The organism is Pseudoalteromonas sp. meg-B1, assembly GCF_003173795.1.
Lineage (GTDB): Bacteria > Pseudomonadota > Gammaproteobacteria > Enterobacterales > Alteromonadaceae > Pseudoalteromonas > Pseudoalteromonas undina.
Genome location: NZ_QGQU01000001.1, coordinates 587933 through 614501, shown reverse-complemented (window position 1 = coordinate 614501; position 26569 = coordinate 587933). Strand labels below are relative to the sequence as shown.

Sequence of the window (26569 nt, the reverse complement as noted above, 5' to 3'; positions counted from 1 at the left end):
TGTTGGCTAAAATAAGCGACGTAGGAGCAAAAGCCAACTGTTATTTGTCCTGCTTTAACGACTTGTTAGCTGCCGTAATTTAACCGCCATTTTTGGATATGTAAAACTAAATAGCAGACCAACCAAATTAAAATAATATCCCAAAAGTAAATTAAGAATACTAATGGCGCAAATATAAAACTTATAAATGACTCATATATAAATAATCGATTTCCAAAATCAACCCCCAAAATTAGACATTCCGAAGGGCCAGCAGGAGATAAGTCACACCCTGAAATATCTATTAACTCCATTACTATTAAATTACTAATAACGGGAGTGCCAAATATGATAACCATAATAACGCCGAAGGAAATAAGGCAGAATTTGGAAACTTGTAAATTTAGACTCATAGTTCGAGATTTCATTGGCAGCTAACGCCCAAATAAGGTGCTGATAAACAGTTGGCTAAAATGTGAAGCGAAGCGGAACCGAGCCAACTGTTAGCAGTCCCGCTTAATTTTCTTGTTATGTTGCTACTACTTTGAACAGATTAAAAACACCGATACTTAAAAACAACAAGCCCCAGACTAACCCGAGCAACCTTAATTTTCTATCTGCGTTTGATGGTATTGCTACCATTGGTCCAATTCCAATTTTATAACCTAGTTTCCAAGATAAACATTTTTCTATGCCCCAGAAAAAGATAAATACATAAACACTGATTAAAGACTCTTTGCTATGACCCAAATAATGAAGTAGGAAAAACAAGAACAAGGATATTACTGAGAGGCCAAAAACTACTTTTCGAAATTTCACCAAACTAGGAATCTTCCTTGCAACATAACGCCCGCATAAGCTGCGGAGCATGTTGGACGCTTTTTTGCGTCATGTTCTTTTAAGCAAAAAATTGGACAATGTGATACGTCAGATTTAATGCGCTTGTTATGTGTATTGAACACCTGATACCTGTTTAATGAATGTATTTAACTTTTCTTGAAGCTTTTGATGCTCATAAAGGATTTTGTCATATGCTTCAAATACATTAAGCTCACCTTCATTAACCCCTTCGCTAACTCTATCATTAATAGTTTTTAGTTCTTCTAGATTTGAAATTAAGTCTCTACCCATTAGCGGCTTATATACGTTCAATACTTCGAAGGTTTGGTTAGAAAAGTTTTCATAGAGCTCTGGAGGGTAATCATAAGTTACTCCAGTTTGATGTGCTATGTTTTGCATTTCATCAAAATGGTAATCAGTCGCTTTTTTGAGATCCTCAACAACTTTAGCTAGCGAGCTTGAGAGGTTTAATAATACATCTTTGTTTATATCCCACACACGAGTCTTTCTCAGTTTTATTTGGTTATCCACATGTATAGCAGTAGCGATGCAAGTAGCGATTGCTATTACAATATTTGTCCAAACTGTAACATCGAATGTAACACTGAATACTGCAATCAATGAAAATGTGAACATCGTAAAGAACATGCCAATTATAAGGCCAGCTGAGAATTTAATTGTGGAACTCCTGATACACATAACTTTTAAATAAGGGGCGCAGGCACGTAGGGCATAATGGCGAAGCCGCCCTGCGTGTTTGCATCCCAGTGAACGAAGTGAGTGACTTGATTTTTTTGTTATGTTTCACTTGCTTGATACTCAGCTATTTCTTTTTGTAGTAAAGCAATCGCTTTAATAGCTTCAAAATTTTGTCTTGCTACATCTTCTTTGTACGATGCGAGAAAAATAGAAATTTTTTTAACTATTTCTTCTTGTTCTGCGACAGAAACATTTTCAGAGAAAGATAAATCCAGTGCCGGGACGCTAGGTTCTGGACTAGACGGAAATTTTTTGAGTGTGTTTTTTACCATTGCCTTCCATAACTTCAGAACTTCTGGATTAGGATGAAAAAGCTCCCTATCTATTATCTTTTCATTTTGATTAGCTTTAAAACCATCTAGGCTAGTAATGTCAATAATGTTACTCATATTCAATTTTCCTCCGTGAAACATAACGCCCACATTAAGGGGCTTTTTATAGTTTGCTAGAATGTGTAGCGAAGCGGAGCCGAGCAAACTGTTAAAAGTCCCACTTTAATTGCTTGTTATATTTTTATTGCGCCAAGTCTTCGTTTTTTGTAGAAACAGCTAATAGTGATATTGAAGCCGCATACGTAGAAAAGAAAACAATATATGCGACACATAATCCGATTAAGCCGAAAACATTACTTTCAATTGATATGTCATAAATTAAATAAGCTGATATAGGTAATGAGATAATTGAAAAAGCTTTACCTCGAGAGAGGCTTACTAGCTTATTTTTAATAAATGGAACTGCAAGTATCAAAATAGGAATTAACAACAACCCTGCAAATAAGATATCTATTTTAACTTCTGAATTCATTTAATACTCCAATCCTTTTGAAAATATAACAATTTAATAGTGCGCTCGTCGCGCATATTTCTGCCGACGCTACGCTCATTTTTCTACATTATATAGTTTTAACAAATTACCTAAGGTATTACTATCGCAAAGTTTTCTAAAGTTTTTAGGTAAAGTTAAATTAACCAATATGCGCGCAGCGCTCATTTTCATGAATATATGCGCAAAGAGCAGTTTAACAAATCAATTAACTGCGATATTTAGCCAATCTCAATGACCGCTTCTCGCTCTAGGAGGACTTCGCCAAAGTGCCACTAGCAGACGATCACACTAACAAACAAATAAATCGCTGAATCATGAAAGCGGACGTCACTCTAACTCACTTTTGGACAATTCCGAGTTACGAATTTGTGTAATGCTGAAAGCTTTCAGATAACTTTTTCTATGCCAATAGTGCATTCAACCACAAATCAACGGCCAGACTCACTTTGCCACCACAATGTGACTCTGCGTCCTTTTCATTCCGAGATATATTTTTATGGATGCTGCAACAACAATCTTAAACCTGATCGTAAGTTAAATAATTTAGATTATGTAAAGAAGGTGTTGGTGAGTTTCTTCTTCCTGTTTCCGCAATAAGATGAAGGTGCCTCTTTGCTCTTGATGCTATAACATAGAGCAGCTTTTTCGCTGTATTACTTTTATCGGTATCAGTAAAATGTGGCACCATCCCATCAAGTAAGCCAAAAGTAATAACCGTTTCATACTCCTCTCCTTTAACCCCATGGATTGATGAAATTTTAACACCACTTTTAGGTATAAATGCTTTTCTAAAGTCTTTAATTGAACCAGCATAATCAATACCTTCGCTTCGAATTCTCTCAATCCTTCGTGTCGAGCTAGTTACAAATGCATCAAGCTGTTCTTGAAGGGAAGGAGTATCATTTATCGAGAACCCGACTTTTAATGAAAATACCTCAAAAGCATGGCACAAATATTGAAGACCATCCTGTTCATTTAAATCAATTGAATTCACGATTCTAAGTAGATCTTTATCTCTTAAGGAGTGCTCACATAAGTCTAGTTCTGACATTGCTTGAAGAAGATCTCTAGCCCAAAACAGTCTTTTGAAATAAATGTTAGGTGATGGAGTCGTCAATAAAAGTCTAGATAATCGATACCAAAAATTCTCTCGATCTCTATAAATGGGCGTAAGTCCGGGACCATCAAAAGAGTACTCAGGTAAACGATTAACGAGCCCCCTTGTTAAACTCGCAAGGTGAATCCACCAAGGAGCAACAACACAAATCTCATTTGGGGATACGTCTAAGGCCTCGATGTGATGCCTTATTAATCTAGATATCTCTTCCACAAGATGGTCTTTATGAATACTTGTACTGTAGCTAATAATCCCTGCATGATCTTTGTACTTGGAATCAGACACCATATTTGATTCGTATACACGGAAGTTTTTACAGTACTCTACTATTCGGGTTGAGCTCCTATAGTTCTTTTCGAGTTCAAATTGCTCAATTTTTTGTTCAGTTAGTCTTCTAAGATCATCTATTGTAATCGCATAACCACCTAGAGAACCAAAGATAGATTGGTTTGGATCTCCAACAATAAAGATATTACTATGACCTTCTCCCGCACGAATAATGGATGAGATTATTTGATATTGTAACTCTTTAGTATCTTGAAATTCATCTAACAAAATATGTTTAAAAATCCCGCTTAAGGATTTGGAAATATCGGGGTATCGAGTGATAAGTACATATGCATAATGAAGTATCTGTTCAAAATCTATCTGCTTATTTTTACTCAAAATGATATGGTATTGGGTTATTACTGAAAGAACACTACCAACCTTACCTTGTCCACAACTAAGCTTAACGCCTTGAGTATCTAAAAAATAACCACAATCAAAATAGCTTATTTGAGGGTTTGAATATTTCGCACATAAAGAGGTGATGATCTCTTCACTAGTATGGTTATCTACGACAGTAAACCCATGCTCTAACTGCTTGATATATTGGGCGAATGGCCGCAAAATCCAGTCGAGACAAAAAGAATGAATAGTCCCAATCCACAAAGCCGAAGTATCTACACCTAAATCCACGATTCTTTCTTTAATTTCGTCGGCAGCTACATTTGTGTACGTTATTGCAGCTATCTTTTTCTTTGATGAAGATGAAGCTTCAAGCTCTTTTGCTAGCTTATAGACTAATGTTCTTGTCTTACCACTTCCAGGGCAAGCTACAAGATACACATTTCCATCATGGTCTATGGCACTTCTTTGTTCATCATTAAGCTCTTTAACGTAATCAATCATATCTAAATGTCTCAATAGCTGAAATAGCACTATCTAATGGATACGCAGCTTTAAAGCTATCGAGTAAGATATTGAACGGGAGAGTACCCTCATCAAATTGTTGGATAGCGAAGTTAATAAATGGTGTGCCAGTTGGTGATGGTGGATTAGGTATTATATTATTAGCAAGGTAGTGTTGAATTCGATAATGAAAAATTTTACTTAGAATATGTGATTCGAATTTTCCATGTGCAAAAGAAATTGCCTTTGCTATGTAACTAGGTAAAGCACAATCAGGAGTCAAAGTATCCCCTAATTGAATTGCAAACCAACCTTTACCCTCTTTATTCGCTATTTTTAAAACTCTAACACCAAATAAATGAATTTCTCCCGAACTAAGATCTGAGGTTGCGTCTTTAATTTGATACGATCTCTTATACACATCATTAAGTACATTGATTACGGATTGTTGATTTCCCGATTTTACGAAATCAACTTCAAATGTATGCTCAGCATAAAAGCAACCAACCCATGAATTGTTAAGATAGTCCTCATCCAATTTAGCCTTTCTAGCCGCACCCGACTTAGCAGAGCCAACAGCTTTTTTCTTCATTGCCTTTAGGTTTTCACTATCATTAGAGCCTTCAGTAACGTCAAAGAAGGTGGCATCTAAATCGGTGACAATAGAGCACTTTTTGTTAATGCGAGAATCATCAAATAGCTTTGCTACGTTACTAAATCCTGTACTTCCAATGTTAATAACACTCAAACCAATCTCATCAACACTTATTCCTAGTACCTTTTTAATCATGATCGGAATAAGTATTTCTTCAGCATCACCTTCTACCAGAATACAACTCTTAGAAAACAGAAGGTTACTACGTTTAGCGTCAAGGTATCGCTGAATGGCTCTAACTTCTTTTGGATCTAGCCCTGTAGCTGGCTGGAACGCCTTATAGCCACTATCAGTTTTGCCAATGATGTTCATACTCTCAACATTACTGACATCTGAAATGTGCGTTGAATGCGTGGAGTAGATGATCTGGGTATCTTGGTAATCGAGGTTTTGGAATAATGTACGCTGAATATGTGTATGTATGTGAGCTTCAGGTTCTTCTATAAGAAGAATGTTTGCGAAAGTCTCTCTTCGCTGTTGGTACTTGAATGACAATAATTTAAGAGCCAAGAAAATAAGATTTGCACCACCAAGACTTATTTCATGAATAGATCCTTCGTACAGACTATCGTCTTCACCAACACGTAAAGACAGAGATTGAAAAATTTCTTCAGCTTTATCTGAAAGGCCTGACTCAATTGACATACCTTTAGGTGAATATGTATGTCCAGCAGCAGAAACTAATGTACTGTGAATATCGCCTCTAACTTGAGATACGTCACTTAGAGATTCTATATCACCATTTAGCTTTTTTACTGTAGCTACAATTGATTCAAACTCTTGATGATTGATATCACCACTTTTAGCTTTTAACAACTGAAGTAATGGGTTTGTCCTGTTGTTATGAAAGTCAGAAACAACGTCTCGAAGGGCTTTAATGTATGTAAATGAAATATCGTCATAAATGCTAAAATAATTGCCTAACTTAGTACCAATTTGATGATTACTAACTTCCCTTGGGAAAATAGCATTCTCAAAATCACCGACTATAGCTTTGTACTCCTCATCATTTGAGAAGTCTGCCGTACTCCTGCCTGTAATCCGAGTTTCATAGTCGTCTATGGTTATTGTATCTAAAATAACCTGCAAACCAGCTTGATCACCATGAGTTAAATCTGAAAGTAGTTTTCTAATGTTTGGCTTTGGCCTATAGACTAAATTGTATGTCGCAGTGGTGCTTTCATCGGTGCTAATCCCTGCTGCCCCATGAAAGAATAGAGACTGAATTGCTTCGTCAGCCGATAAGTTTGAGAATTCAAGGCTTACTATGATCCAGTGCCCTCTCCAATCATTTAGCCCTCTAAAAAAATCTGTTTCTTCTAGTCTCATAGCAGATCTTCTAAGGTTATCGTCAAGAAGCAATCTAATTGCCCTAAACACGTTAGTCTTACCTGACCCGTTCTCACCTACTATAGTGTTAACGCCTTCTTTCAAAACAAAGTTTGAATTTCTGAAATTTCGGTAGTTTCTTAATGTTACTCTTGAAATATGCATTAACGATGCTCTTTATATTTGATTATTTTTAATTAGTTTTAGCTTGGTTTTATCACATACCCACTTTTACGGGGTATCCTAAAGCTCTCAACGCTTTGTTCGTTCTGCCATTTCTTGGTGGCGTATATTCAGGTTTAGCCCACCCAGCAACTTCAGCTATTGAGCTTAAGCCATAATGTTCAATTCTTAGATCATCATTCTTTGCAGCACTATAGATTCTTTCCCACATCTGTTCAGGTTTGCCACCATAAAGAACATAGTGAAGCAACTCTGAAATTCCCTGTCCTTTGTTGTTCTTGAGCTTGCTCATCTTCTCTGCAAACAATGGAGCACGTTGATCCATATCTAAGCTAACAGAATCAGGTTTACCTAGAAGTGCTGGACTTAGTTTTGAATAATGGTTTCTAGTTGCATGAGTACTTTCAAATACTTCACCAAGTTCTTCAGTACTTAACGTAAGGATCTTAACTTTTGCTAAGTTACTTCTAATCAAAGGAGCACTGATTTCAAATGTATGATCTTCATATGAAGGTGGCTCAGGTTGAGACTTCCACCACTGAAGCATTTCAAGCAACCTCGATTGTGGATCGTCTTTGTATGAATGGTGCATTTGCTCAAATGGATATGAAGTACCTTCACGAACCACATTGTAATAGTAAGCATGAAGGAACTGGTCAGCTTGCCAATATTCTGGGATATCATGACTAATCCAACTTGGACGGTAATCATTCACAAGCAGTGCAATATGTTCCATGTATGAAATTGCACTATCCCACTCTTTCTTGAATGCTTCCTTACGCTTATCGATAGCGGCTTTTTTCTCTTGGAATGCTGATCCTTCCCAGAATGGATGACTACGTATTTTATCAGCCGCATCTTCTAACTGTTGAGCTTGTTTAGATCTATATAACTCGTCTAGTTTAAGTTGCTCTTCATAGATATCTTTAGTCAGAGGAAACGCTTTATCTAAGTTTTCTAAAACTGAGAAGAAGTCTTCCAACTGCTCTAACATCCCAGAACTATAGAGATCTTCATCAGAGAAAAAAACACCAGCTTCTATGTTATTGAACCATGCTCTATCAGTAAGGTTTGCAGAACCAATATAAGCACCATGCCCTTTGAACCATATGACCTTTGCGTGAAGCCTATCTGGAATTAAATGGCAAAAAACGCCATCTTTCATATGACTTAATAGCTTTTTGAGAAATGAAGGAGCTACTGGAACGGTATGGTCATATCGCATCCAGATATTCAATTGGTACTTGTTATCAACACAGTGCTTCAGTAATGATGTCTTATCATCACCATATGCTATTGCAGCAAGGACTCCATCAACTTCTGTACCTACTGGGGGAAGAATATTTAAGAAATACTCATTATTAATACCATTGGCTATTAACTTCATGAAAACACTCCAAAATCGTTATAGTTGTTTTGTACCATGAAACCAATAGATAAACTATGCGCTAAAACTACTAATTGAATTTTATTATTAACCTAATGAATAACAAAATACTATTGATTTGTATGTGTTTTTATGGAATCAATGACGCCTTGAAATACTATATATTTTATGAGTAAGTTATGAAAGGTGAAGGAAACGTGTCTAGCGCTCAAAGAGTAAAAGAAATGAACAAAGGCAGCATCTTGATGCCCATATCTATAAGAGAAATGGTGTTGAATACGCAAGGAACAATCCGAACCACGACAAACCAGATAACATAAATGATTAACCTAAGTGCTAAAGGGCATTTTATTGCCCTTACTTCATCCTATCGATAAGGCTTCGGGGTCAGGTCTTGTATTTTTCCAACTCATTAGCACATGTATGGCAAACGTAATTAGCTGAAGACTACTCAGCCTGGTTAGTTAACACGCTTTGGGGCAAATACGAGTTAGACGATAGCCGGCTTTGCAGAATAAAACTAATTACATAAAGTTATCATGACCGTCTCTTCATCACTCACATTAGAGCTCCGCAAAGGTGCTAATAATGGAAATGTTAATACTCTAGATACCAATATTCAAATACAACAAGTTTTTCAAAAAGATTATCAACACCAAAAATTTCTCACTATTTAGACTAGTTAGCTGATTTATCAAAGAAAGTGCTTATTCATCTTTGTTTACTGCTTGGTTATATTATTTAAAGCATTGTTTTATTTGATTTTATTTCATACCAACGAAATCCATCTGGAAATTATCTGCTATGATCGTTAATGAAGATTGAGTGCAATACGGAAATTAAATAGGTTAACTTAGCTAGTCTCAAGTATGCATCTTCAAATGATGACTTGCTCATCAATCACAAGGAATGACGCAGCTATAAACAGGATGTTTGGAGAATTTTATGCAACAGCGAACACTTCGTAGGATCAGGCGAGATAGGCCCGTAGACTACTTTTACAGTTTAAAGAACAATTGCCATGTTTGGGTTGAATCAACATTAGAGCTAGATTTTTTGTATTGGCTCGAATTTGACGAACGAGTGTCTGCCTATACAACCCAACCAGAGAGTGCGGATACACCAGCAGGTCGCTACACGCCAGATGTATTAGTTGAGCTTCAAAATGGTTCTAGTATTTACTTTGACCCGCATCCATACAAGTACGTGCATTCTAAAACTTTTATAAACAAGTTTACTGAAAAGGCGCGGTATATTGAGCGCTTAACTGGGCGCCCTGTTCGTATTGTCACTGAAAAGGATTTAAACCCAATTACTATTGGCAACTTTAAAACACTTTACCCCTACCTAAGAACAGAACCGAGCGAAGTTCATAAATTATTACCTTTAGGTAATTCATTCCCAACTACTTTTGGTGATTTGAGGAAACAAGCTGAATCTATTGGCATTCGCCCATTTGTTCCTTTTGCTCTACTCGCTCACTCACACATCGGGTTTGACAATACTGTAAAGCTTTCTGACAGCACTCAATTGAGAAATTAAGCTCGATGAATATACTTCCTTATTCTCAACTATTAGATGATAAAGATCGTAAATTCGATATCTTGTTTTGCGATCAATTAAACGTAGTTACTAGAGATATTAAAACCAAGGAGCTGCAAACTTTTACTCGTAATGAGTTTGCATTTGCCTTAAAAACTTATTTGATACCAGTTACCCCTAATTCACCTCATTCAGCATTAGATCCATTCCAAAAACTAATAAAAGAAAAGCAAGCACCTTACCTTTCTTTAATGAAAAAGATTTTTGAAGAAGAAAACGCACATATGACCACGTTATCAATTTATAAACGAGTTATAGCTGAAGTGGAAGAGCAGCAAACAATAAATAGCAAACCAGGGACAGTTGTTAAGGTAAAGCACCCAAGCCAATCAAGCTTATCAAGGTGGTGGAAGAGGTTTAAAGACGCTGGGTTTAGTCATATTGACTCTCTCCCAAAACGAAAGTCTAAGAGAAATACAACAGACTCTCGCTCTGAACAAATCATGTGGGAGGGTTACGAAAAGTTCATGATGGGAAAAATAACTCCAAGTATTGCTGTAGGACATGCAAAGTATGAGAATTGGGTCAACGAGATGAATGACCCTACCATTACCATCGTAAGTAGAGAAAAATTTAGAAAGCACCATCACAGCTTCAACGATCTAGACCGTGCCGAAGCTTCGGGCAACAGAGCTGAAGTCAATAAGCTAATGAGAACATACAAAACTCGCATCAAAACGGATCGAGTACTTACGCGTATAGAAGCAGATAGATTAGCGCTTAATCTTCGCCTAATTGATGATACTACTGGAGAAGTTACTGGAAAAGTCGCTTTATATATTGCCATTGATTGTCATTCTCGCTACCCGATTGCAGTCACTGTGGAGTTTGGTGAAGCCGAAAAGGCTATCGGTGGCGTTAACTTACTTCGCAATATTGTTATACCCGCGAGTGAACAACTCGATGCATTTGGCATACCTATCAGAATAATTTGCGATAATGGTCCGGGGTTCAATAATGAAACATTTGCAAAAACAGCTGAATCATTGAAGTGTGAACTGATTTACGCGCCAAGCAATCAGCCCTACAAAAAACCTTTTGTAGAATCATTTAATAAAACGATCCGAAGTGAGTTTTTAGAAAGCGCTGAGCTTAAAGTTGGCAATAAAATCGTGCATGGCGTGCCTGGATACAAAGGTAAGCGTTATGAAGGGAAAAACACTAACAGGAACCCTACAGATGAAACGCTAAAACAAGCTGCCGCCATGACGGTAGATAGCTTCGTTCAGAATCTCCACGATTTTTTAGTGCATTATGTAAATCAGCCACACAATGAACTCAATGGCAAAACTCCCCAGGAAGTATGGGAAGCCTCTTGCCTAGAGTACCCATTGATTCCGTGCCACTATGGACATCTAAAAACCAGTTTCCATGTTTTTCAGGGGGAGACTACCTTAAACGAGACTGGTAAATTCAGATTCAACAAACAGGACTTTTATGGTGAAGAGGTTCAAAACCTATATTGGCAGCTTAAAACCGGCAAAGCTTCAGGGAAAAACCCTAAAGTATCGGTATTGCATGATACACAAGATTGCAGGGCTGTAACCCTTGCGGTCACATTGCCTGGCGACACTCATGTTACAAAAATCATTGCTTACAACATCGATTTGGTTGATGAACAGGTGGCAATTTCATTTGAGGTCGCCAACATGAATCACAGTACACCTATTCGTCGCTCAATATATTGTGGCGAAGCTGAGCTTATAAAACGTAAACGTCGAAAAATACGTAATGGCAAGCAAACGCAAAATATGGAGCAAAACTCAATAGATGATCGATCTACTAAAGATATCATTAAGCAATCTAATAGCTCTCCCCATGAACGCCAATCTAAACGCACAGATCCGTTACTAGGTACGGATCTCTCACAAGAGAATCAGGATGACTCTCACTTCAGAAACAAGGAAGGTTATGAAAAATGGTAAGCACTACTCTTAATACATCACCAAGTTCGTTATATGTACCGAAAAGTGGCACATTCCATTGCCATTCGTCTACAACGGAAGCATGGGAATACATTAGCAAGATTCATCAGAATAGAAACTACTCAGGCTTATTGACGGGGGTTTCTGGTGTTGGCAAATCATATTTGGCTAAGACGTATACCCAACAATTCCCTCAATCTGAGTTAGAAGAAAAAAATATTATTCCAGTGCTTTACGTTAAGTTAGGTGCAACATCAACTCCAACTGACTTGCTTCATCAAATTTTAATGGCTTTAGGGTGCACTGTAATGAACAGCAAAGAAAGGCCTTATACTGCACTTGAACGTTTGTTACATCTACTCAATGAACAAAGTGTTGAGCTTATTATTATTGATGAGGTTCAAGAGTGCTTACCTGATACAGACGGTATCAGAGCTCAGCAAATGGCAAAACAATTTGCAGGTCTAGTAGACAAAGCTAGCATCCCTGTAATTTTAATGGGAACGCCATTGGCTAAAAGAATTATCGAACTCGCCTACAAAGGTGGAGATAAAGAAGAGCAATTAAGCCGTCGTTTTCTAGCCCCACATCAACTTAGTCCCTGTCCAAGCCAGTGCCTAGCTTGGATAAACATGGTTAATTTTTATCAACTTAAATATGGCTTTAATAGGCTAACGGCTCAGTCACATAAAGACTTACTCAACCGCATTTATATTGCAACAAATGGCATGCATGGGCTCCTTAATAAGCTTTATGCACAGATGTTACCCGCTGATTACAAGAATACAGCTCAGTACATAAGAGCATTTGAAGAAGCGTATAAATTTGCTATCAGAAATAGCGAAGACAACCCGTTTAATGCTGACATGATTAATGCACAGCAAACTGAACGAAATATTGAAGATTTAGATCGCAAGTTAAAGGAAACGTTCACACATGGCTAGGTTACCAATTCGAGTTAGGCCTTTCGTTGGAGAAAGCCAGGCTGGCTACATTCTTCGTCTTGCAATGCGAAATGGTTTTATGAAACCAGAAGACATTGTTAATAAGAAAGTATTTAACTTAGCAATTCGCAATAATCTAAAAAAAGCTGATATCAACAATATCAGCTCACTCATACAACGCTCTATTTCATTTTCAGAAACGGAGGGGAGCCCTTTTCCAAAAGTCTGTTCCAGTGCTCGAATTCTCCACGCTAGAGCATGTCTAAAATGCTTGAATGAAAACCCTATTCATAGAGATAATTGGCAAGACCCAAGATATACGCACTGTGCAAATCACCAGGTCATGCTTATTGATGTATGCCCTCACTGCGAACACGAACTGGAATTTAACGCAAGTTTACTTCAAGGGTATTGCAGCAATGAATATTGTGGAAGAAAACTTCTTCAGCTTTCGGTGGATGAAAAGATTAAAAGGCTCACAACCGGTAATATAGAAGACTGTATTATTGCAGGTTTGTACGTTCTTGAAATTTCAGAGCTTAAAAGAAAAGCCTATTTTAATTATAAAGACATACCAAAAATCCTAACCGCAGGAATTGACTTGTTAACTAATAATGAAGCATTAGTGCATTGGCTAGCAAAAATATCTAGCAAAGGGCTGCCAGCTGGTTATCCTAAAAACTTGGCATATCCTGAGCTTTATTCCTTATCATGTCATATACACAGAGATTGGAACTTGATAAAGCGCGCTCAAATCGATAGTAGAAAACCTTCTCTCCAGCTTACTTCCACTAGCAAACCTTTGGAAATAAGGATACTCGCATCTTGTCTTGGGCTAAACGCAGCTGATTTAAAGCCTCTGTGGTACAAAAAAATTCTACGATTCAGCAATACAAACCGCTATCAAGTCGATGGTTTAATTGATGCCAAGCACTTAATCGAAGAGCTGATAACTAAATCAACCCCTGAAGTCATAAATGAAGTCGATTTCATGGAAGCTACAAAATTTGTCGAGCAATACTTGATGGAAAAATCAGATCTCTTATTAGCAATATTTTTGAAGGATTTGCCATTTTACTATCAAGGTAACAGCAGCCTCCTTGATTCAATTTACTTTAGCCGCGATGAGTTGATAAAAGTAGGCGAACGTCATTTGGAATCTTCTAAAGCCAGAACAGTCAGTATTGATACATGTGCAAAAATTGCCAAAATATCACCCAACACCATCAAAAATGCAATTAGTAGCGGATTAATCAAATCCTCTGACTGGAAAGCAGATAACTCAACTTTAAAGCTAATTGAACTGAAGAAGTGGCAGGAGCTTCATAATAACAGACAACTCAACCTCCCTCTGTGAAGAGGGGGGTGCATTGTTTTACAAATAATCTAAGAGGTTGCTATTAATAGCTTTCTGCTGTCTTAGAGTAATTCTTTAACTAATACCTGTGCTTTCTCAACATCAAAAGTTCTTGCAGCATACCCTTGTGCAAGAATTTCTTGAGGTAAATACTCATCAAACTTATCTATAGTTTTTTCTGCAATAGCATCAGCTAAATCAATTGCTGATATGGTTTTATCATCTCGAAAGCTTTTAAGAGCCCCGATAACATGATCAATTAAGGTATTCTCAACTTCTATAATTCCTGCAAATGCACCCGCTCCAAACCCTTTGTGTATAAGTACTGCAACAAGTGTATTTACAACTTTATCACCGGCCCAAGGCAAAACAACGGCTGTATTGCCATGCTGTAAGAAATATGTACTTTCAAGTTTTGCAGTTTTAAAAAAGTCAGCCCCCTCTTTAAAAAGTGCTTGGGCAACTGCATCACCAAATTCAATTCTTTGTTCACCAACTTGAACTCTGTAGTCACTTTCTTTCAGAATTTTAAGCATTTCTTGTCTCACTACATCATGTACAGCCATCCCTGAACCACCAAATTTAGGTGGTTTCCCTCCTTTTGCATGCTGTACTGAAATCACTTTTTTGTCTGTATCGACTAGCTCAACCACCCAACGTTTACCCGCAAATACAATATGTTGGCCCTCTAAAATAAGGCTATCTACTGGTAATGTCCCTAGTGTTTTACTACCCGTTACAATTCTAAATTCTTCAGGAGTTTTAAAGACGGCATAAAACGTATAATGATTTGTTACTTTTTCACCCATAAAACCTAAAACCAGTTCACCACTTCCTAACTGGGTAATAAGATCTACCTTACCCATGTGAGATAGCAAATCTTTAAAATGAGTAACAGTAACTTGTTGGAATGGCCCGTCTTTACAAAGTAATACGTAGATTTGATCTGCTCTTATCCCCCCCCATTGCGCGATGAGAGCTAAAACCTGATGAAGTAATGTTGAAAAGTGATAGAGCGAAGTGTCTGCTGGTTCATACCATTTACTTGCAACCAATAACCGTATCATCGCTAACGATTGAACCAATTCAAGCCGCAGTTTATCTACAATACTCGATTTTTCTGTAAGGTCAGCCTCAGTTATTAGCATTCGCAAAATACTAGCGCCACCACGCCTACCTGAACGACCCATGCGCTGCCGTAAACTTGCAATAGAATGCGGCGCAGTAACTTGTACGACAGAGTTAACCTTGCCTATATCAATGCCTAACTCCAAAGTCATAGTACACACTGCTGTCGTGGGAATTTGATCTTGCTGAAGCCGAGCCTCAAGTGATTCTCGCATTTCTTTGGCTAATGAGCCGTGATGTGGAAAAAACTCGTTAGGCACAGTGTTGCTCTCACACATCTCTGCAAGAGTGGTCGCAATACTTTCGGTGCGACTTCTGCTATTTGCAAACACTAGGTGGTTTCCACCACGGCAAAGACCATATAAATCGTTACATACGGCTTGCTCCGCAGTAACCGTCTCATCTGCCACAACAGCGCTCTCAATATATCCCTTCACTTGCATTTTTAACGATGATGAAGACTGCGTTTGCTTTATTATTTTACAAGACAGTGATTTATTAGGTCTTAAAGATGCTGGGACACTTTCTAAGTTACCTAAAGTCGCACTTAAAGCCGTTCTGGGTATTGGTGAGTTTACACGGCCTACAAGGTGTTCTAAGCGGTGCAGTAAGCTCAACAAGTGATGGCCTCGCTCTGTGCCAATAAATGCGTGAAATTCGTCTATAACTATATGCTTTAAATTCTGAAAAGCAGACTTTACCCAGCCACTGTCTCTTATTAATAATGACTCTAGGGACTCTGGCGTTATTAACATAATGCCTGATGGATTTCGTTTCAGCTTATTTTTCCGACTTTGAGGACTATCACCATGCCAAGGTGTAACTTGTATGTTTAACAAATCTGACAAGCTTTCTAGCCTTCGGTCTTGATCGTTTATTAACGCCTTTAGTGGACTGATATATAAAATGCTTACACCACTTACTTCATCTGCGATACTACTTATTGCAGGTAAAAAAAATGCTTCGGTTTTACCTGCGGCAGTAGAGGCACTAATAAGCACATCAGTATTGCCTGATAGGATAGGCTCAATTGCTAAACATTGTATCTCTCGGAGCCGATCCCAGCCTTGTTTAAAAATCCACTGCTGAATACGAAAATCGAGCTTTTCGTGCGCGTCGATCATAACTTAAAATCAGCTAGTTCATCGTCTTCAGATTCAATATCTAATTCTAGATCGGAAGGTTTTTCCTCTGCTATATCAACATTTTCTATTAAGCTGCCCCACGAAATGTTTGGATTTTGATCAATCACGGCAAGCATATCTAAAAACGCTTTGATCGTATTTCTTGGCGTTCTGAAGTAAGCGTCTCCAATTGTTTTACTGCAATGGATTAAAAATGCTTTGAGGGACTCGTCAGGGACTAAATATAACGATTCATCGCCTGATGCAAAAACATGTCTAAGGTTTTTAAGTAGTATAAATAATTCTTCTGGCGTTAAACTTGCCAAGTGTAATGCAGGGGATGAGTAATCAATAACACCGGCTTGTTTTGCAAATGTGTTGCCAGCTAGGCGAGATTGCAGCGCCTCATAGCTATATAACCCTTTTCTTGGATCAAGTAAAAACTCGGGTGTACCACCGAGTAAAAACCCTAAGTACTCAGCCGATCCTTGTAAGCAGTCGTTGAGTATTCTAAGAATTTGCTCGTAATTTGATAATCGTGCTTGGGTGCTATTGAGTTTGTATAAATTTACCATTTCATCGAGGTTAACTAATAACCCTTCGTAGCCAGCTTGCCTTACAAATAAACTCATAAGCTTTAGAGAGTCATAAAACGAAGCATCTGAGATAATACTTCTTATACCAAGATCTTTGCGAGCATCTGTTTTTGTTGCATATTCTGCTCTTAACCATTTTACAGCGTTGTTCTTAAGTTGCTCGTTATCTGTTTCATGGCCAGTCCAGTATGCTTCTATAACTTTTGCAAAGTCGTAACCACCTACAAGCTCAGAGAGAGACGCGAGCCTTTCGTGAATCACTGTGGTTATTTCTTTGCTTGTATTATCTGCTTCTTTTCGTGCCTCGGTAATAAACTTTTCAACCACACTGGTCAATGCATTACCATCAGGCTTATTACGAGTAGACATGTTTCTCATTAACTCAGAATACAAGTTTCTGGCTTGTCCAGATGATGCATGAATACGACGATCGGGAGATAAATCTGCATTAACAGTAACTAACTTTCGCTCTAATGCGATCGCTCTTACAACACTTAAAAAGAATGTTTTACCTGAGCCGTATTCGCCAATAATTAACCGAAAAGCAGAGCCGCCCTCTGTCACTCTGTCGATATCTTTAATGAGCGCTTTAAGCTCATTACCACGACCTACTTGTATATGCTGTATGCCGACTTTTGGGGTAACACCCGATTTAAGAGACTGTATAATTGCATCGCGCTCTTTTGATCTAATTTTTTTTGCTGCCATTGTTATAACTCCCTTATCTCTTTGACTATTTCTTCATCAATGTATATATCACCGTCGTCATCAATTACTGGTGCATCCACTAAATCAAATGACCAGTCATTAATGGTTTCTATAGCACCATCGACCATTAATTTTAGCTCACTACACATTTGGGCTACCTCTTCGCGACCCCATTGCGCTTTAGCGCATAGCTTTTCAAACAACTGACTATGAGCCTGATCTAATCCATCAACTTCGTTTGTCAGCTCTGGGACTTCAATATAATCGCTTTCATCTTCATCTGAGGTAAAGATCTGTTCCAGCATGTTTTTAGCTTCTGTTGTTTGGCTTTCATGAAGGGCTAATATTGTTTCATCTAAGCTAAACTCTGATGAGCTTTGACTACGTGGCGCTGGCTGGTGACTACTTGTAGTAAGCTGATGAATATCACTCGTAACAGACTCTTTATCCAGTCCTAAATTTGTGTAGAGTTTTTCGATTTGCTTTACTTCTCTGTTATCGACATTGCCATCTGCTAGCGCAATAGACAGAATAAACCTTTTCACAAATTCTATTTCTTTTACACCTAAATTATTAAGTCTATTTTTTAAACCCGTATTATCCGATGGTGTAACTAGTCGCCATGTAAGATAAGCCTTTAGAGATCGCTTTTCTATATCCGTTAATTTTTCATCATGAGCAATTAGCTTTTCTAGCTCAGAACTTTCTGATTCATCCACAACCCCATCTATATTTGCAACCATAGCACCTAAACGCAGTGCGACACCCACTTGGTTAAACGCATGACTAGGGACGAATTCTTCCTCATGCCCTGGAGTAAATAGTACAAGTTTGCCATCTAATTTGGGTTTTGTATGGTGGTAACGTAAGTCAGGCGCAATACCAATATCAGCAAAGTTCGCTAAGTTATAAATGAGCTCACCTTCTTTTTTATTTATCGCTTTCGGTGTTGGTAAGCCTGTTTGCAACCAAAATTCAGATACATCTGTTACCCCATCATTTTCTAAAATGATGGCCTTAGCCCACGCTTTAAACTTTTCGATTAATGGTGACGGTTGACTGCTAGCAATGACACGAGGCAACAGCATTAATGCAGCTAAATCATCTTTGCTTGTATCTGCCTTAGCTAAATAACGGCTATAACTAGCTAGCTCCTCAGTGACTTTATCTGCTATTGGAATAAGCTTTTTTATAGGTGCTTTTAATATGCTCGGATCAGGCAAACCGTCGAGTAAAATTTTAATACTAGGGATACCACCGCTGGCGGCAAAGTACTCTGCGTTTAATTTGGTTTTATTGGGCTTCACTTGCATTCCCTCTGGGAATTTTTGCTTGTAGTAAAGTTTAAAAAGTGAATCAAACTCTATATCGCAGCGCCTAGCTGCGGTTTTTAAATTGTATTGGTCTGTATTTTTAATCCACTCAAGTGCTAACTCATCACTCACTCTTTCTGTAGCAACGATTTGCTCTGAAAGACGTAATTTAAAAAGTAGTGAATGACGTGTCTTTGGTAATTTATGCTTTCTACATTCAAATAATTTAGGTTTAACTAAATACATAAACTCTAAGAGATTTGCTGAATAACCAGCAAAAGAGCGATTTGAAGCAAACACTTTATGTAAACGAAGTACTTCATCAAAAATATCTTCAAATTGTTCCTCTTTAATTTTATTATCTTGACCATTCTCAACAACAAATCTTTCAAATCCGTAAAAGTACAAAAATACAAAGCCTATTGGGGTGTTGCCCGCACTTCTATCGGTTGCTAACCAATCAAGGTAGGCACCTCTAGACTCTTTAGATAATAAACCGTAGCTTGGCCAGTAGCCTAAAGATTCATCAGTTGGGAATTCGTTTGAATTAGTCCGTGGTGATATTACTGGTAAGTCTGCACAAATTAATGCTGGTTCAGAGCGATAACCAACCAATGATTCCATCACCCCACCTACGTACAGAAACCCTTTTAACTTTCGACTGTGAATAGTAACTTCTTGACCCTTGCTTAACCATTGAGCTTGTTTACCCTTATTGATATAGGTGTCTTCGGATACATTACTCTCAAAAATATTAAATGTGGCTAAATCGTCTTCAGAATTTCTCGAACTATCGGCACGCTCTATAATTGTGGGAGCTGTATTAACAACAGTGATGCGAGGTTTTGGACTAAGCTGCTTTGAAGTTGTTAATTCATTTGTTTGTTTGTGTAGCTCAACACTTACTGATGCATTATTAATTTTAATAGACTTTATTGGGCTGCTTTCGTCATTTGGAAGATCAGATATAGAAGACTTAGAGGCTGACTTATCAAGAGTGTCTTTTATGTTCGGGCTTGGATTACCTAGTGATCCAGATTTTGCTTTATTTGAATTTGAGCGTGGACTGGTAATTAACCAAATTATCAATATAACAACTGCGATTATAAAAATGAATTCCATGTAATATCCCTTTAAAAATGGTTGGTACCATTTTGGTATTTAAAACTCCATATGCTACTAACATACCACTAATAAATTCAGAAATGTATAATACTGCTGCTAAGTAGTTTCAATTATTCTTAATCAAAAAAATTGTCTTTAATGAAACCTCTTTTGTATAAGGTTCCTCGAACATCCCTATAGGATGTTAAGTTTGCGAAATATGAAACTAACATGGGCTTGGTTCATAATTAGTAACTGAACGCACATTAGGTCACCGCTATATCGTCTAAAAAAATCTCAACTTATACGTGTATATTTAAAAAAAATCTCACGTTATGCGTGGTGTGAGATTCTCACATGGCTAATTAAAAGCTATAAATTGGCCTTTTTCAGTGTGTGAGATTCTTATGTGATGTATGTATGATCACCTAGGTATGTGATTAAAAGGGTAACTTTACTGGTAGAAATTAAACACAATATGAATGCCCACCTATTATTCATACGAGACACTTTAACTATTATTCTATACCTCTTTCCTATTCATGAATCAGATTAACTTGATGGCTCTGAGTAGGTCTATTAGGGGAAGTCATGCAGCACAGGATCTCTAACTTTGAGGGACGACAAGCTTTCATAGCCCTCGTTTTTTCCTTTTACTTGCCCCGCTGTTTATCCTAAGTCATAATCTAAGCCCTTATTTAAATACGGATTTGTTATGAACTGGCTTGCTAATCTAAGTACTCAGCGTACACCTTGGTTATTATTCAGTGGGATTGTTTTTCTACTTGAAGTTACTGCACTTTTCTTTCAATACAACATGGGGTTAGCGCCATGTATTATGTGTATTTACCAACGCACCGCAGTATTAGGTCTACTTTTTGCGGGTATGATTGGAGCTAGTAAACCAAACAATCTCGCAGTACGTATTGTTGCCTATACAACATGGGGGATTTCAAGTGTATGGGGGCTACTAATAGCTCGTGAGCATATTGAAATGCAAACAACCACAGACCCATTTGCATTTAGCTGTGAATTTGAGCCAAATTTTCCAGAATTTATGCCGTTACATCACTGGATACCGCAATTTTTTGAAGCGACAGGAGATTGCGGAAATATAGATTGGCAATTTGCCAGTCTAAGTATGCCAGCATGGATGGAAATTATTTTTGTACTCTTTACCGCCACACTGTTTATATTAGTGGCCAGTCGATTAATTACTAAAAAGTCACTTTAATATGTTTACTTTTTTTTCAAGCCAAGTTGATGAGCTTAAACATTTAAAAGTTCGTCAACGACAAACTGTTATAGCTATCTCTTTAAGCATGCTATCACCCAGTGACAGGGTCTTTATACGCATACTAAAGCTGATGCTATTAAGCCCATTCTTTTTAATATTTACTCTTTTCGAAGGTTGGTTACTGGTGCCCTTTTTGATTGTAGCTGGGTTGAGCTATCCGCTATTAACAGCACCAGTAGATATTAACTTTGCTAAAAAGCACCTTGGTGCTGCCTTAAAACAGTTTGATCAGGGCGCATAGCGCCCTTTTTCGTTAAAACGTTACCTTACCATCAAGTTTGGCTAGCATTTTTTTACCCACCCCTTTTACTTTGGCTAGATCTTCAAGTGATGCGAAATCACCATTAGCTTCTCTATAGTCGATAATTGCCTGTGCCTTTTTCTTACCGACACCTGGTAACTTAATTAACTGTTTTAAATCAGCAGTATTAATATTAACCATGGCTGATTGCATCTGCTCTGATAGCATATCGCTTTGCGCAAAGGTGGTACCCATAGGTAATAAACATAAAGCAGCTGCTAACGAGATTATTTTAATTAATTTCATACTATTTCCTTTTGTGTTCCTACATGAACATTCGTTGATTATTTACACCCAGCACTTTTAAGTAAGTTGTGGTTACTAAGCACTAACGGTAACAATCACTCCTTGCGACTCCTTTACTGCAACGCGTTATAAAGTGACTTAATAAATAAAGTAGAGTTGGCCTTTATTGTCAATTAAGCTGCAGATAAACTAAGGCTAAAGCTTGCAAAATAACGCGCAAGCTTGTACTGTACATAAAAACAGTAATCTAATGATTTAAAATAATCATATTGCCACGTAAGTAAGCAGGAGAAATCATGGCTGTTGTTGTTAAATATGTTGTAGAACGAAACGGAGTCGAGCGCATGACGTTTACTACTAAAAAAGAAGCTGATGCCTATGACAAAATGCTCGATATCGCCGAGTCACTAGAACTAATGCTTGAAAAAGTAGATGTGCCTCTAAGTGAACAACAAGTTGAGTCGCTTGCACTTGAGATTGCGAAAAGTAAAGACGACTTTATGGCGGTACTTAAGGGGACTAAAGAAGTACCTGCAAAAGCTAAAAAAACAAAGTCAGATAACGTTGCTGATATAAAAGATAAAGCAGCGAGCTAATCTAAAAAACAGTAATGCAGCTTATAAGCCGACTACTAATTTATGAAACTGAATTCGTGATTCGTATTCAGTTTTTTTATGTCTTTAAGTAATGATAACGAGAAGCGAGTAAGTCATCACAATTTGCTATTGTTAAAAGTCAATAAAAAATGCCAACCAGTTAAACTGGTTGGCATTTTTTTAAACCAAAACTTTACGTTAGCTAATCAATTACAATGACGATTCAACTTCATCAAACAGATCAGTAATTTCCTTTTTCGGCTCAGCAGTTACAAGGCTTCCTACTACAATAGCAATACTTGCTAAAATAAAGCCAGGGACGATTTCATATATCACGCTGCTTAAGCTATCACCATTAATAGTAATAGGCGCATAAATCCATACAAGCACAGTTAGAGCACCAACAACCATACCGCTAATAGCCCCTTTTAGGTTCATACGCTTCCAGTAAAGACTAAACAATACCAATGGACCAAATGCAGCACCAAAACCTGCCCATGCATTACTTACTAAATCTAGTATTGAACTATTGCGGTCATACGCTAAGTAAATTGCAAATAACGCAACCAGTATCACGCTAATACGCCCTACTAATACCAGCTCAGTTTGCGAAGCATTACGATTTAAGTAAATCTTATAAAAGTCCTCAGTTAAAGAACTTGAACACACCAATAATTGCGATGAGATAGTACTCATAATCGCAGCTAAAATAGCCGCCAGTAAGAAACCTGCAATTAACGGGTGGAAAATTAATTCAGCCAATACTAAGAAAATTGTTTCTTTATCGGCAATCGGCATTTGATTTTCAATCATAAATGCAGCACCAAATAGGCCAGTAAATACCGCACCAATAGCAGATAACGTCATCCAAGACATACCAATACGACGCATGGTTGGCATTTCTTTTACTGAACGAATAGACATGAAACGAACAATAATATGCGGCTGACCAAAGTAACCTAAACCCCATGCCATTGCAGAAATAATAGCAATAGTAGAACCACCAGCAAACCAGTCAAGCATACTTAAAGAATGAATTTCGCTTGCTTTAGGCGAGCTTAGTAACTGCTGATAATTTGCATTTGCTAAGGTATCCATAAATGGTTGGTCAAGCATCATATAAGTGGCAATTGGCACTGCTAACAACGACACAAACATAATACAGCCTTGCACAAAGTCTGTAAGGCTAACCGCTAAAAATCCACCAAATAAGGTATATACCACTACCACACCAGTGGTGATGTATAGGCCCATTTCGTAACTCATTTGAAATGAGTTTTCAAATAACTTACCACCGGCAACAACACCCGATGAAGTGTATAAGGTAAAGAAAACTATAATTACTATTGCAGAGATAACACGTAGGATATTTTTGTTGTCATCAAAACGGTTTGCAAAGAAATCGGGGATAGTAATGGAGTCATTGGCTTTTTCAGTATAGACACGCAGTCTTGGGGCGACTAAAAAGTAGTTTGCCCACGCACCTAATACTAAACCAATTGCAATCCAAACCTTACTCAACCCAAATAAATACATTGCGCCGGGTAAGCCCATTAATAACCAACCACTCATATCTGATGCACCAGCCGATAAGGCAGCTACACTGGGGGCTAAATTACGACCACCTAGCATATACCCTGAAATATCACTGGTAGATTGCTTATATGCGTATAGTCCTATTCCTAGCATTACAATAAAGTACAATGCCAGTGAAATAATCATTCCTGTTTCCAAATTCGCCTCCACTTAAAAAAGTAATAACAGGCTTGTAATCCAAATAATGACTCTTGAAATCTTATAATTAAGACAGTATTGGAATAAAAGCTTTCTACCCAACTATAACACGGTAATTGCTAATAACTCCAACCCGCTAATTTAAGTAGATAAAAAACCATCTATTCGCTCGCTTTTAAAACAAATAGAATAAAAAACAATGAGTTTAGATTAATAAAAATCACCTAAGCCATGATATTTTATTAATAAAATTCATTTTACCGATGCTATTTTGAATGTTTTCCAATATATTATTACAATGTTAATCAATTTCTACTGTTTCGGAATCTTATATGTATTTTTACGCTGCTCGCCAACCTATTTTAGATCGCAATAAGGAACTAATTGGCTACGAGCTTTTATTTCGTGATGGAGTAGATAACGTATTTCCGAACATTGACGGCGACGAAGCAACGTCTCGCCTAATTGAAGGCAGCCAGTTTAATTTTGGTCTTGAAGATTTAACCGATAATAAACCCGCTTATATTAACTTTACCTTAGACACCTTATTAAAAGGCTACCCCACGCTATTAAACAAAAACGGGGTTGTGATTGAAATACTAGAGACCGTTCAGCCAGGAAAACGTCTGCTAGCAATAGTTAAAGACCTAAAAGAGAAAGGGTACACACTCGCCCTAGATGACTATGCGCATCAACCGGTATGGCGTCACTTTTATCCGTTTATTGATATCATTAAAGTTGACTTTTTAAAGTGCGATATGGAAACCGTTAAAACGATCATTGAAGACTTAAAACCTTACCCACATATCAAGTTACTCGCAGAAAAAGTTGAAACTTACGAGCTTTACAACCAAGCTTTTGAGTTGGGCTTTGAGTACTTTCAAGGCTTTTTCTTTTCAAAACCCGAGATGGTGCAAAGTAAAGCCTTACCGCCATCTGGCATGGCACTGGCTGAACTGCTCTATGAAACATCCAGTGTAGAAATGGATCTTAAGAAGATCACCGATGTATTTGAGCGTGATGTTAACTTATCTTACAAACTCTTGCGCTATTCCAACTCAGCGGCATTTACCCGCCGCTCTGAAATAAACACTATAAAACAAGCACTAATTGTACTAGGGGCTGCTGAAATAAAAAAACTGCTCTCTTTATTGTTTGCAGCACAAGTATCTGCAGATAAGCCATTGGAACTTATTAGACTGTCGTTAACACGGGCGCGTTTTTGTGAGTTGTTAGCTATTTCACATGGCAAACTTAAAGATACAGGTATGGCGTTCTTAACCGGCATGATGTCGCTTATGGATGCGATATTAGATGAAGAAATGGACAGCGTAATGCTTAAATTACCTTTGTCTAATGAGATAAAAACAGCGCTGTTAAAAAATGAAGGACTACTTGCTGAATACTTAAACTTAGTCACTCTGTATGAGCATGGTGATTGGCAAGCTGCGAACGATAAAGCCCAGCAATTAAACTTAGGCGATGAAGTGCCTGATGCATATCACGAAGCACTCAACTGGGTTAGTGAGCAAATGCGAGTGATGATCGATAGCTAAAATATCTTTAATACCCATAAACAAAACGCCAGCATCTGCTGGCGTTTTTATTTTTATTAAAGGCTTTCTAAGAAATCCTCATCAAAATCTTCAGGCTCTTCTTTTATTGGCGGGTTACCATCAAATAACTCGTATAATTGACGCTGAAAATAAATGTCTTTAATAAACAAGTAGGGGTCTAACGAATCATTTAATAACCCTTCCTGAGCCATTAATGACGCACGCGCTTCAACTGCTTTTAGTGCAAACACTAAAATAGTTTGTGGTGTAGTCAGTGCTATTTCAGGCAGTACAACATTATCAACTACATCACCAGTTAAGTTACGCGCGGTAGATGGCCCCATTGCTGGGATCATTAAATAAGCACCATCACCCACTCCCCACACACCTAGCGTTTGGCCAAAGTCCTCGCTAGTTACTTCAAGCCCAAGTGAGCTGGCTACATCAAATATGCCAAATACACCCACCGTTGAATTCACTAAAAAACGTGCAAAATTAATTCCAGCACTACTTGGTTTTCCTTGCAGGCCGGCATTTATAATATCAACGGGTGCAGTAATATTATCGGTAAAGTGCACAATACTACGACGAACAGGCTGCGGTGTAACAGTGATATAACCCACTGCTGCTGGCCTTAAAATATAGGTATCGAGTACGTCCATATTAAAGTCATAAATGGGTCTATTTACACTTTGTAAGGGATCGCGCTCATCATATTTACTCTCGGGCACTTGAGCACAGCCCGATAAGGTGAGTAAACATAATAAAAGTAAGCCTTGTTTTAACATCTC

20 protein-coding genes are annotated in these 26569 nt (G+C 37.7%); 8 read left to right on the top strand and 12 right to left on the bottom strand.

What is annotated here, in order from left to right; translation table 11 throughout:
- Positions 1–924: 924 nt before the first annotated feature.
- The 6 genes from DK924_RS02855 to DK924_RS02830 form a co-directional block, all read right to left on the bottom strand.
- Positions 925–1455, bottom strand: a complete 531-nt coding sequence (locus DK924_RS02855; protein WP_146199363.1) for a hypothetical protein — start codon at positions 1453–1455, stop codon at positions 925–927.
- Positions 1456–1616: 161 nt separating this feature from the next.
- On the bottom strand, positions 1617–1967 hold the full coding sequence (locus DK924_RS02850; protein ID WP_109874298.1) for a hypothetical protein: 351 nt from the start codon (positions 1965–1967) through the stop codon (positions 1617–1619).
- Positions 1968–2091: 124 nt separating this feature from the next.
- Entirely contained in the window at positions 2092–2382 is a 291-nt protein-coding gene (locus DK924_RS02845; RefSeq protein WP_109874297.1) for a hypothetical protein, read from the bottom strand.
- 538 nt (positions 2383–2920) lie between these two features.
- Entirely contained in the window at positions 2921–4693 is a 1773-nt protein-coding gene (locus tag DK924_RS02840) for a UvrD-helicase domain-containing protein (RefSeq protein WP_109874296.1), read from the bottom strand.
- Positions 4686–6842, bottom strand: coding sequence for an ATP-dependent endonuclease (locus DK924_RS02835; protein ID WP_109874295.1), 2157 nt, complete (start codon positions 6840–6842; stop codon positions 4686–4688). The genes DK924_RS02840 and DK924_RS02835 overlap by 8 nt, the downstream gene beginning before the upstream one ends.
- 52 nt (positions 6843–6894) lie before the next feature.
- Positions 6895–8247 (bottom strand): phospholipase D-like domain-containing protein, encoded by a 1353-nt coding sequence (locus DK924_RS02830; RefSeq protein ID WP_109874294.1) that lies wholly within the window; start codon positions 8245–8247, stop codon positions 6895–6897.
- Positions 8248–9192: 945 nt separating this feature from the next.
- Between DK924_RS02830 and DK924_RS02825 the strand changes: the two genes are divergently transcribed.
- The 4 genes from DK924_RS02825 to DK924_RS02810 are packed head-to-tail and all read left to right on the top strand — an operon-like array spanning position 9193 to position 14075.
- The gene (locus DK924_RS02825; RefSeq protein ID WP_109874293.1) at positions 9193–9789 is read left to right on the top strand and encodes a hypothetical protein; all 597 of its coding nucleotides are present in this window, start codon (positions 9193–9195) and stop codon (positions 9787–9789) included.
- A 5-nt stretch (positions 9790–9794) separates the two neighbouring features.
- Entirely contained in the window at positions 9795–11774 is a 1980-nt protein-coding gene (locus DK924_RS02820) for a DDE-type integrase/transposase/recombinase (protein ID WP_109874292.1), read from the top strand.
- Positions 11768–12718, top strand: a complete 951-nt coding sequence (locus DK924_RS02815; protein ID WP_109874291.1) for an ATP-binding protein — start codon at positions 11768–11770, stop codon at positions 12716–12718. The genes DK924_RS02820 and DK924_RS02815 overlap by 7 nt, the downstream gene beginning before the upstream one ends.
- Positions 12711–14075 (top strand): TniQ family protein, encoded by a 1365-nt coding sequence (locus tag DK924_RS02810; RefSeq protein WP_109874290.1) that lies wholly within the window; start codon positions 12711–12713, stop codon positions 14073–14075. The genes DK924_RS02815 and DK924_RS02810 overlap by 8 nt, the downstream gene beginning before the upstream one ends.
- 62 nt (positions 14076–14137) lie before the next feature.
- Here DK924_RS02810 and DK924_RS02805 read toward each other — a convergent pair whose 3' ends face one another.
- From DK924_RS02805 to DK924_RS02795, 3 genes are read right to left on the bottom strand one after another with little or no spacing between them, the layout of a single operon-like run.
- A complete protein-coding gene (locus DK924_RS02805) occupies positions 14138–16327 on the bottom strand; it encodes a DEAD/DEAH box helicase (protein ID WP_109874289.1) in 2190 nt (729 codons plus the stop codon).
- Positions 16324–17631, bottom strand: coding sequence for an ATP-binding protein (locus DK924_RS02800; RefSeq protein ID WP_109874288.1), 1308 nt, complete (start codon positions 17629–17631; stop codon positions 16324–16326). Before DK924_RS02800 ends, DK924_RS02805 begins: the two co-directional genes overlap by 4 nt.
- A 2-nt stretch (positions 17632–17633) precedes the next feature.
- Positions 17634–20066 (bottom strand): TerB N-terminal domain-containing protein, encoded by a 2433-nt coding sequence (locus tag DK924_RS02795; RefSeq protein ID WP_109874287.1) that lies wholly within the window; start codon positions 20064–20066, stop codon positions 17634–17636.
- A gap of 697 nt (positions 20067–20763) precedes the next feature.
- On the opposite strand from DK924_RS02795, the gene dsbB reads away from it, so the two are divergent.
- Positions 20764–21282, top strand: coding sequence for a disulfide bond formation protein DsbB (gene dsbB / locus DK924_RS02790; protein WP_075169668.1), 519 nt, complete (start codon positions 20764–20766; stop codon positions 21280–21282).
- A gap of 1 nt (position 21283) precedes the next feature.
- Positions 21284–21586: a hypothetical protein gene (locus DK924_RS02785; protein WP_010387958.1), complete on the top strand. Its 303-nt coding sequence runs from the start codon at positions 21284–21286 to the stop codon at positions 21584–21586.
- A gap of 12 nt (positions 21587–21598) precedes the next feature.
- Here the strand turns inward: DK924_RS02785 and DK924_RS02780 are convergent, their stop codons facing one another.
- Entirely contained in the window at positions 21599–21892 is a 294-nt protein-coding gene (locus DK924_RS02780) for a ComEA family DNA-binding protein (protein ID WP_055013029.1), read from the bottom strand.
- 296 nt (positions 21893–22188) lie between these two features.
- Here DK924_RS02780 and DK924_RS02775 point away from each other — a divergent pair, with 296 nt between their 5' ends.
- Positions 22189–22488: a YebG family protein gene (locus DK924_RS02775; protein ID WP_010387955.1), complete on the top strand. Its 300-nt coding sequence runs from the start codon at positions 22189–22191 to the stop codon at positions 22486–22488.
- 210 nt (positions 22489–22698) lie between these two features.
- Here DK924_RS02775 and putP read toward each other — a convergent pair whose 3' ends face one another.
- The gene (gene putP, locus DK924_RS02770) at positions 22699–24210 is read right to left on the bottom strand and encodes a sodium/proline symporter PutP (protein ID WP_054201697.1); all 1512 of its coding nucleotides are present in this window, start codon (positions 24208–24210) and stop codon (positions 22699–22701) included.
- 344 nt (positions 24211–24554) lie between these two features.
- Between putP and DK924_RS02765 the strand changes: the two genes are divergently transcribed.
- Positions 24555–25778, top strand: a complete 1224-nt coding sequence (locus tag DK924_RS02765; protein WP_109874286.1) for an EAL and HDOD domain-containing protein — start codon at positions 24555–24557, stop codon at positions 25776–25778.
- A gap of 56 nt (positions 25779–25834) precedes the next feature.
- Here DK924_RS02765 and DK924_RS02760 read toward each other — a convergent pair whose 3' ends face one another.
- Positions 25835–26566: a VacJ family lipoprotein gene (locus DK924_RS02760; protein WP_054201699.1), complete on the bottom strand. Its 732-nt coding sequence runs from the start codon at positions 26564–26566 to the stop codon at positions 25835–25837.
- Positions 26567–26569 lie beyond the last annotated feature (3 nt).

Bases quoted from the DNA above. Each gene is read 5' to 3' on its own strand.
- DK924_RS02785 (WP_010387958.1), top strand. From the start codon at position 21,284: ATGTTTACTTTTTTTTCAAGCCAAGTTGATGAGCTTAAACATTTAAAA.
- DK924_RS02835 (WP_109874295.1), bottom strand. From the start codon at position 6,842: ATGCATATTTCAAGAGTAACATTAAGAAACTACCGAAATTTCAGAAAT.
- DK924_RS02850 (WP_109874298.1), bottom strand. From the start codon at position 1,967: ATGAGTAACATTATTGACATTACTAGCCTAGATGGTTTTAAAGCTAAT.
- DK924_RS02775 (WP_010387955.1), top strand. From the start codon at position 22,189: ATGGCTGTTGTTGTTAAATATGTTGTAGAACGAAACGGAGTCGAGCGC.
- DK924_RS02825 (WP_109874293.1), top strand. From the start codon at position 9,193: ATGCAACAGCGAACACTTCGTAGGATCAGGCGAGATAGGCCCGTAGAC.
- DK924_RS02845 (WP_109874297.1), bottom strand. From the start codon at position 2,382: ATGAATTCAGAAGTTAAAATAGATATCTTATTTGCAGGGTTGTTGTTA.
- DK924_RS02840 (WP_109874296.1), bottom strand. From the start codon at position 4,693: ATGATTGATTACGTTAAAGAGCTTAATGATGAACAAAGAAGTGCCATA.
- DK924_RS02760 (WP_054201699.1), bottom strand. From the start codon at position 26,566: ATGTTAAAACAAGGCTTACTTTTATTATGTTTACTCACCTTATCGGGC.
- DK924_RS02795 (WP_109874287.1), bottom strand. From the start codon at position 20,066: ATGGAATTCATTTTTATAATCGCAGTTGTTATATTGATAATTTGGTTA.
- dsbB (WP_075169668.1), top strand. From the start codon at position 20,764: ATGAACTGGCTTGCTAATCTAAGTACTCAGCGTACACCTTGGTTATTA.
- DK924_RS02780 (WP_055013029.1), bottom strand. From the start codon at position 21,892: ATGAAATTAATTAAAATAATCTCGTTAGCAGCTGCTTTATGTTTATTA.
- DK924_RS02830 (WP_109874294.1), bottom strand. From the start codon at position 8,247: ATGAAGTTAATAGCCAATGGTATTAATAATGAGTATTTCTTAAATATT.
- DK924_RS02820 (WP_109874292.1), top strand. From the start codon at position 9,795: ATGAATATACTTCCTTATTCTCAACTATTAGATGATAAAGATCGTAAA.
- DK924_RS02765 (WP_109874286.1), top strand. From the start codon at position 24,555: ATGTATTTTTACGCTGCTCGCCAACCTATTTTAGATCGCAATAAGGAA.
- DK924_RS02805 (WP_109874289.1), bottom strand. From the start codon at position 16,327: ATGATCGACGCGCACGAAAAGCTCGATTTTCGTATTCAGCAGTGGATT.
- DK924_RS02855 (WP_146199363.1), bottom strand. From the start codon at position 1,455: ATGTTCACATTTTCATTGATTGCAGTATTCAGTGTTACATTCGATGTT.
- DK924_RS02815 (WP_109874291.1), top strand. From the start codon at position 11,768: ATGGTAAGCACTACTCTTAATACATCACCAAGTTCGTTATATGTACCG.
- putP (WP_054201697.1), bottom strand. From the start codon at position 24,210: ATGATTATTTCACTGGCATTGTACTTTATTGTAATGCTAGGAATAGGA.
- DK924_RS02810 (WP_109874290.1), top strand. From the start codon at position 12,711: ATGGCTAGGTTACCAATTCGAGTTAGGCCTTTCGTTGGAGAAAGCCAG.
- DK924_RS02800 (WP_109874288.1), bottom strand. From the start codon at position 17,631: ATGGCAGCAAAAAAAATTAGATCAAAAGAGCGCGATGCAATTATACAG.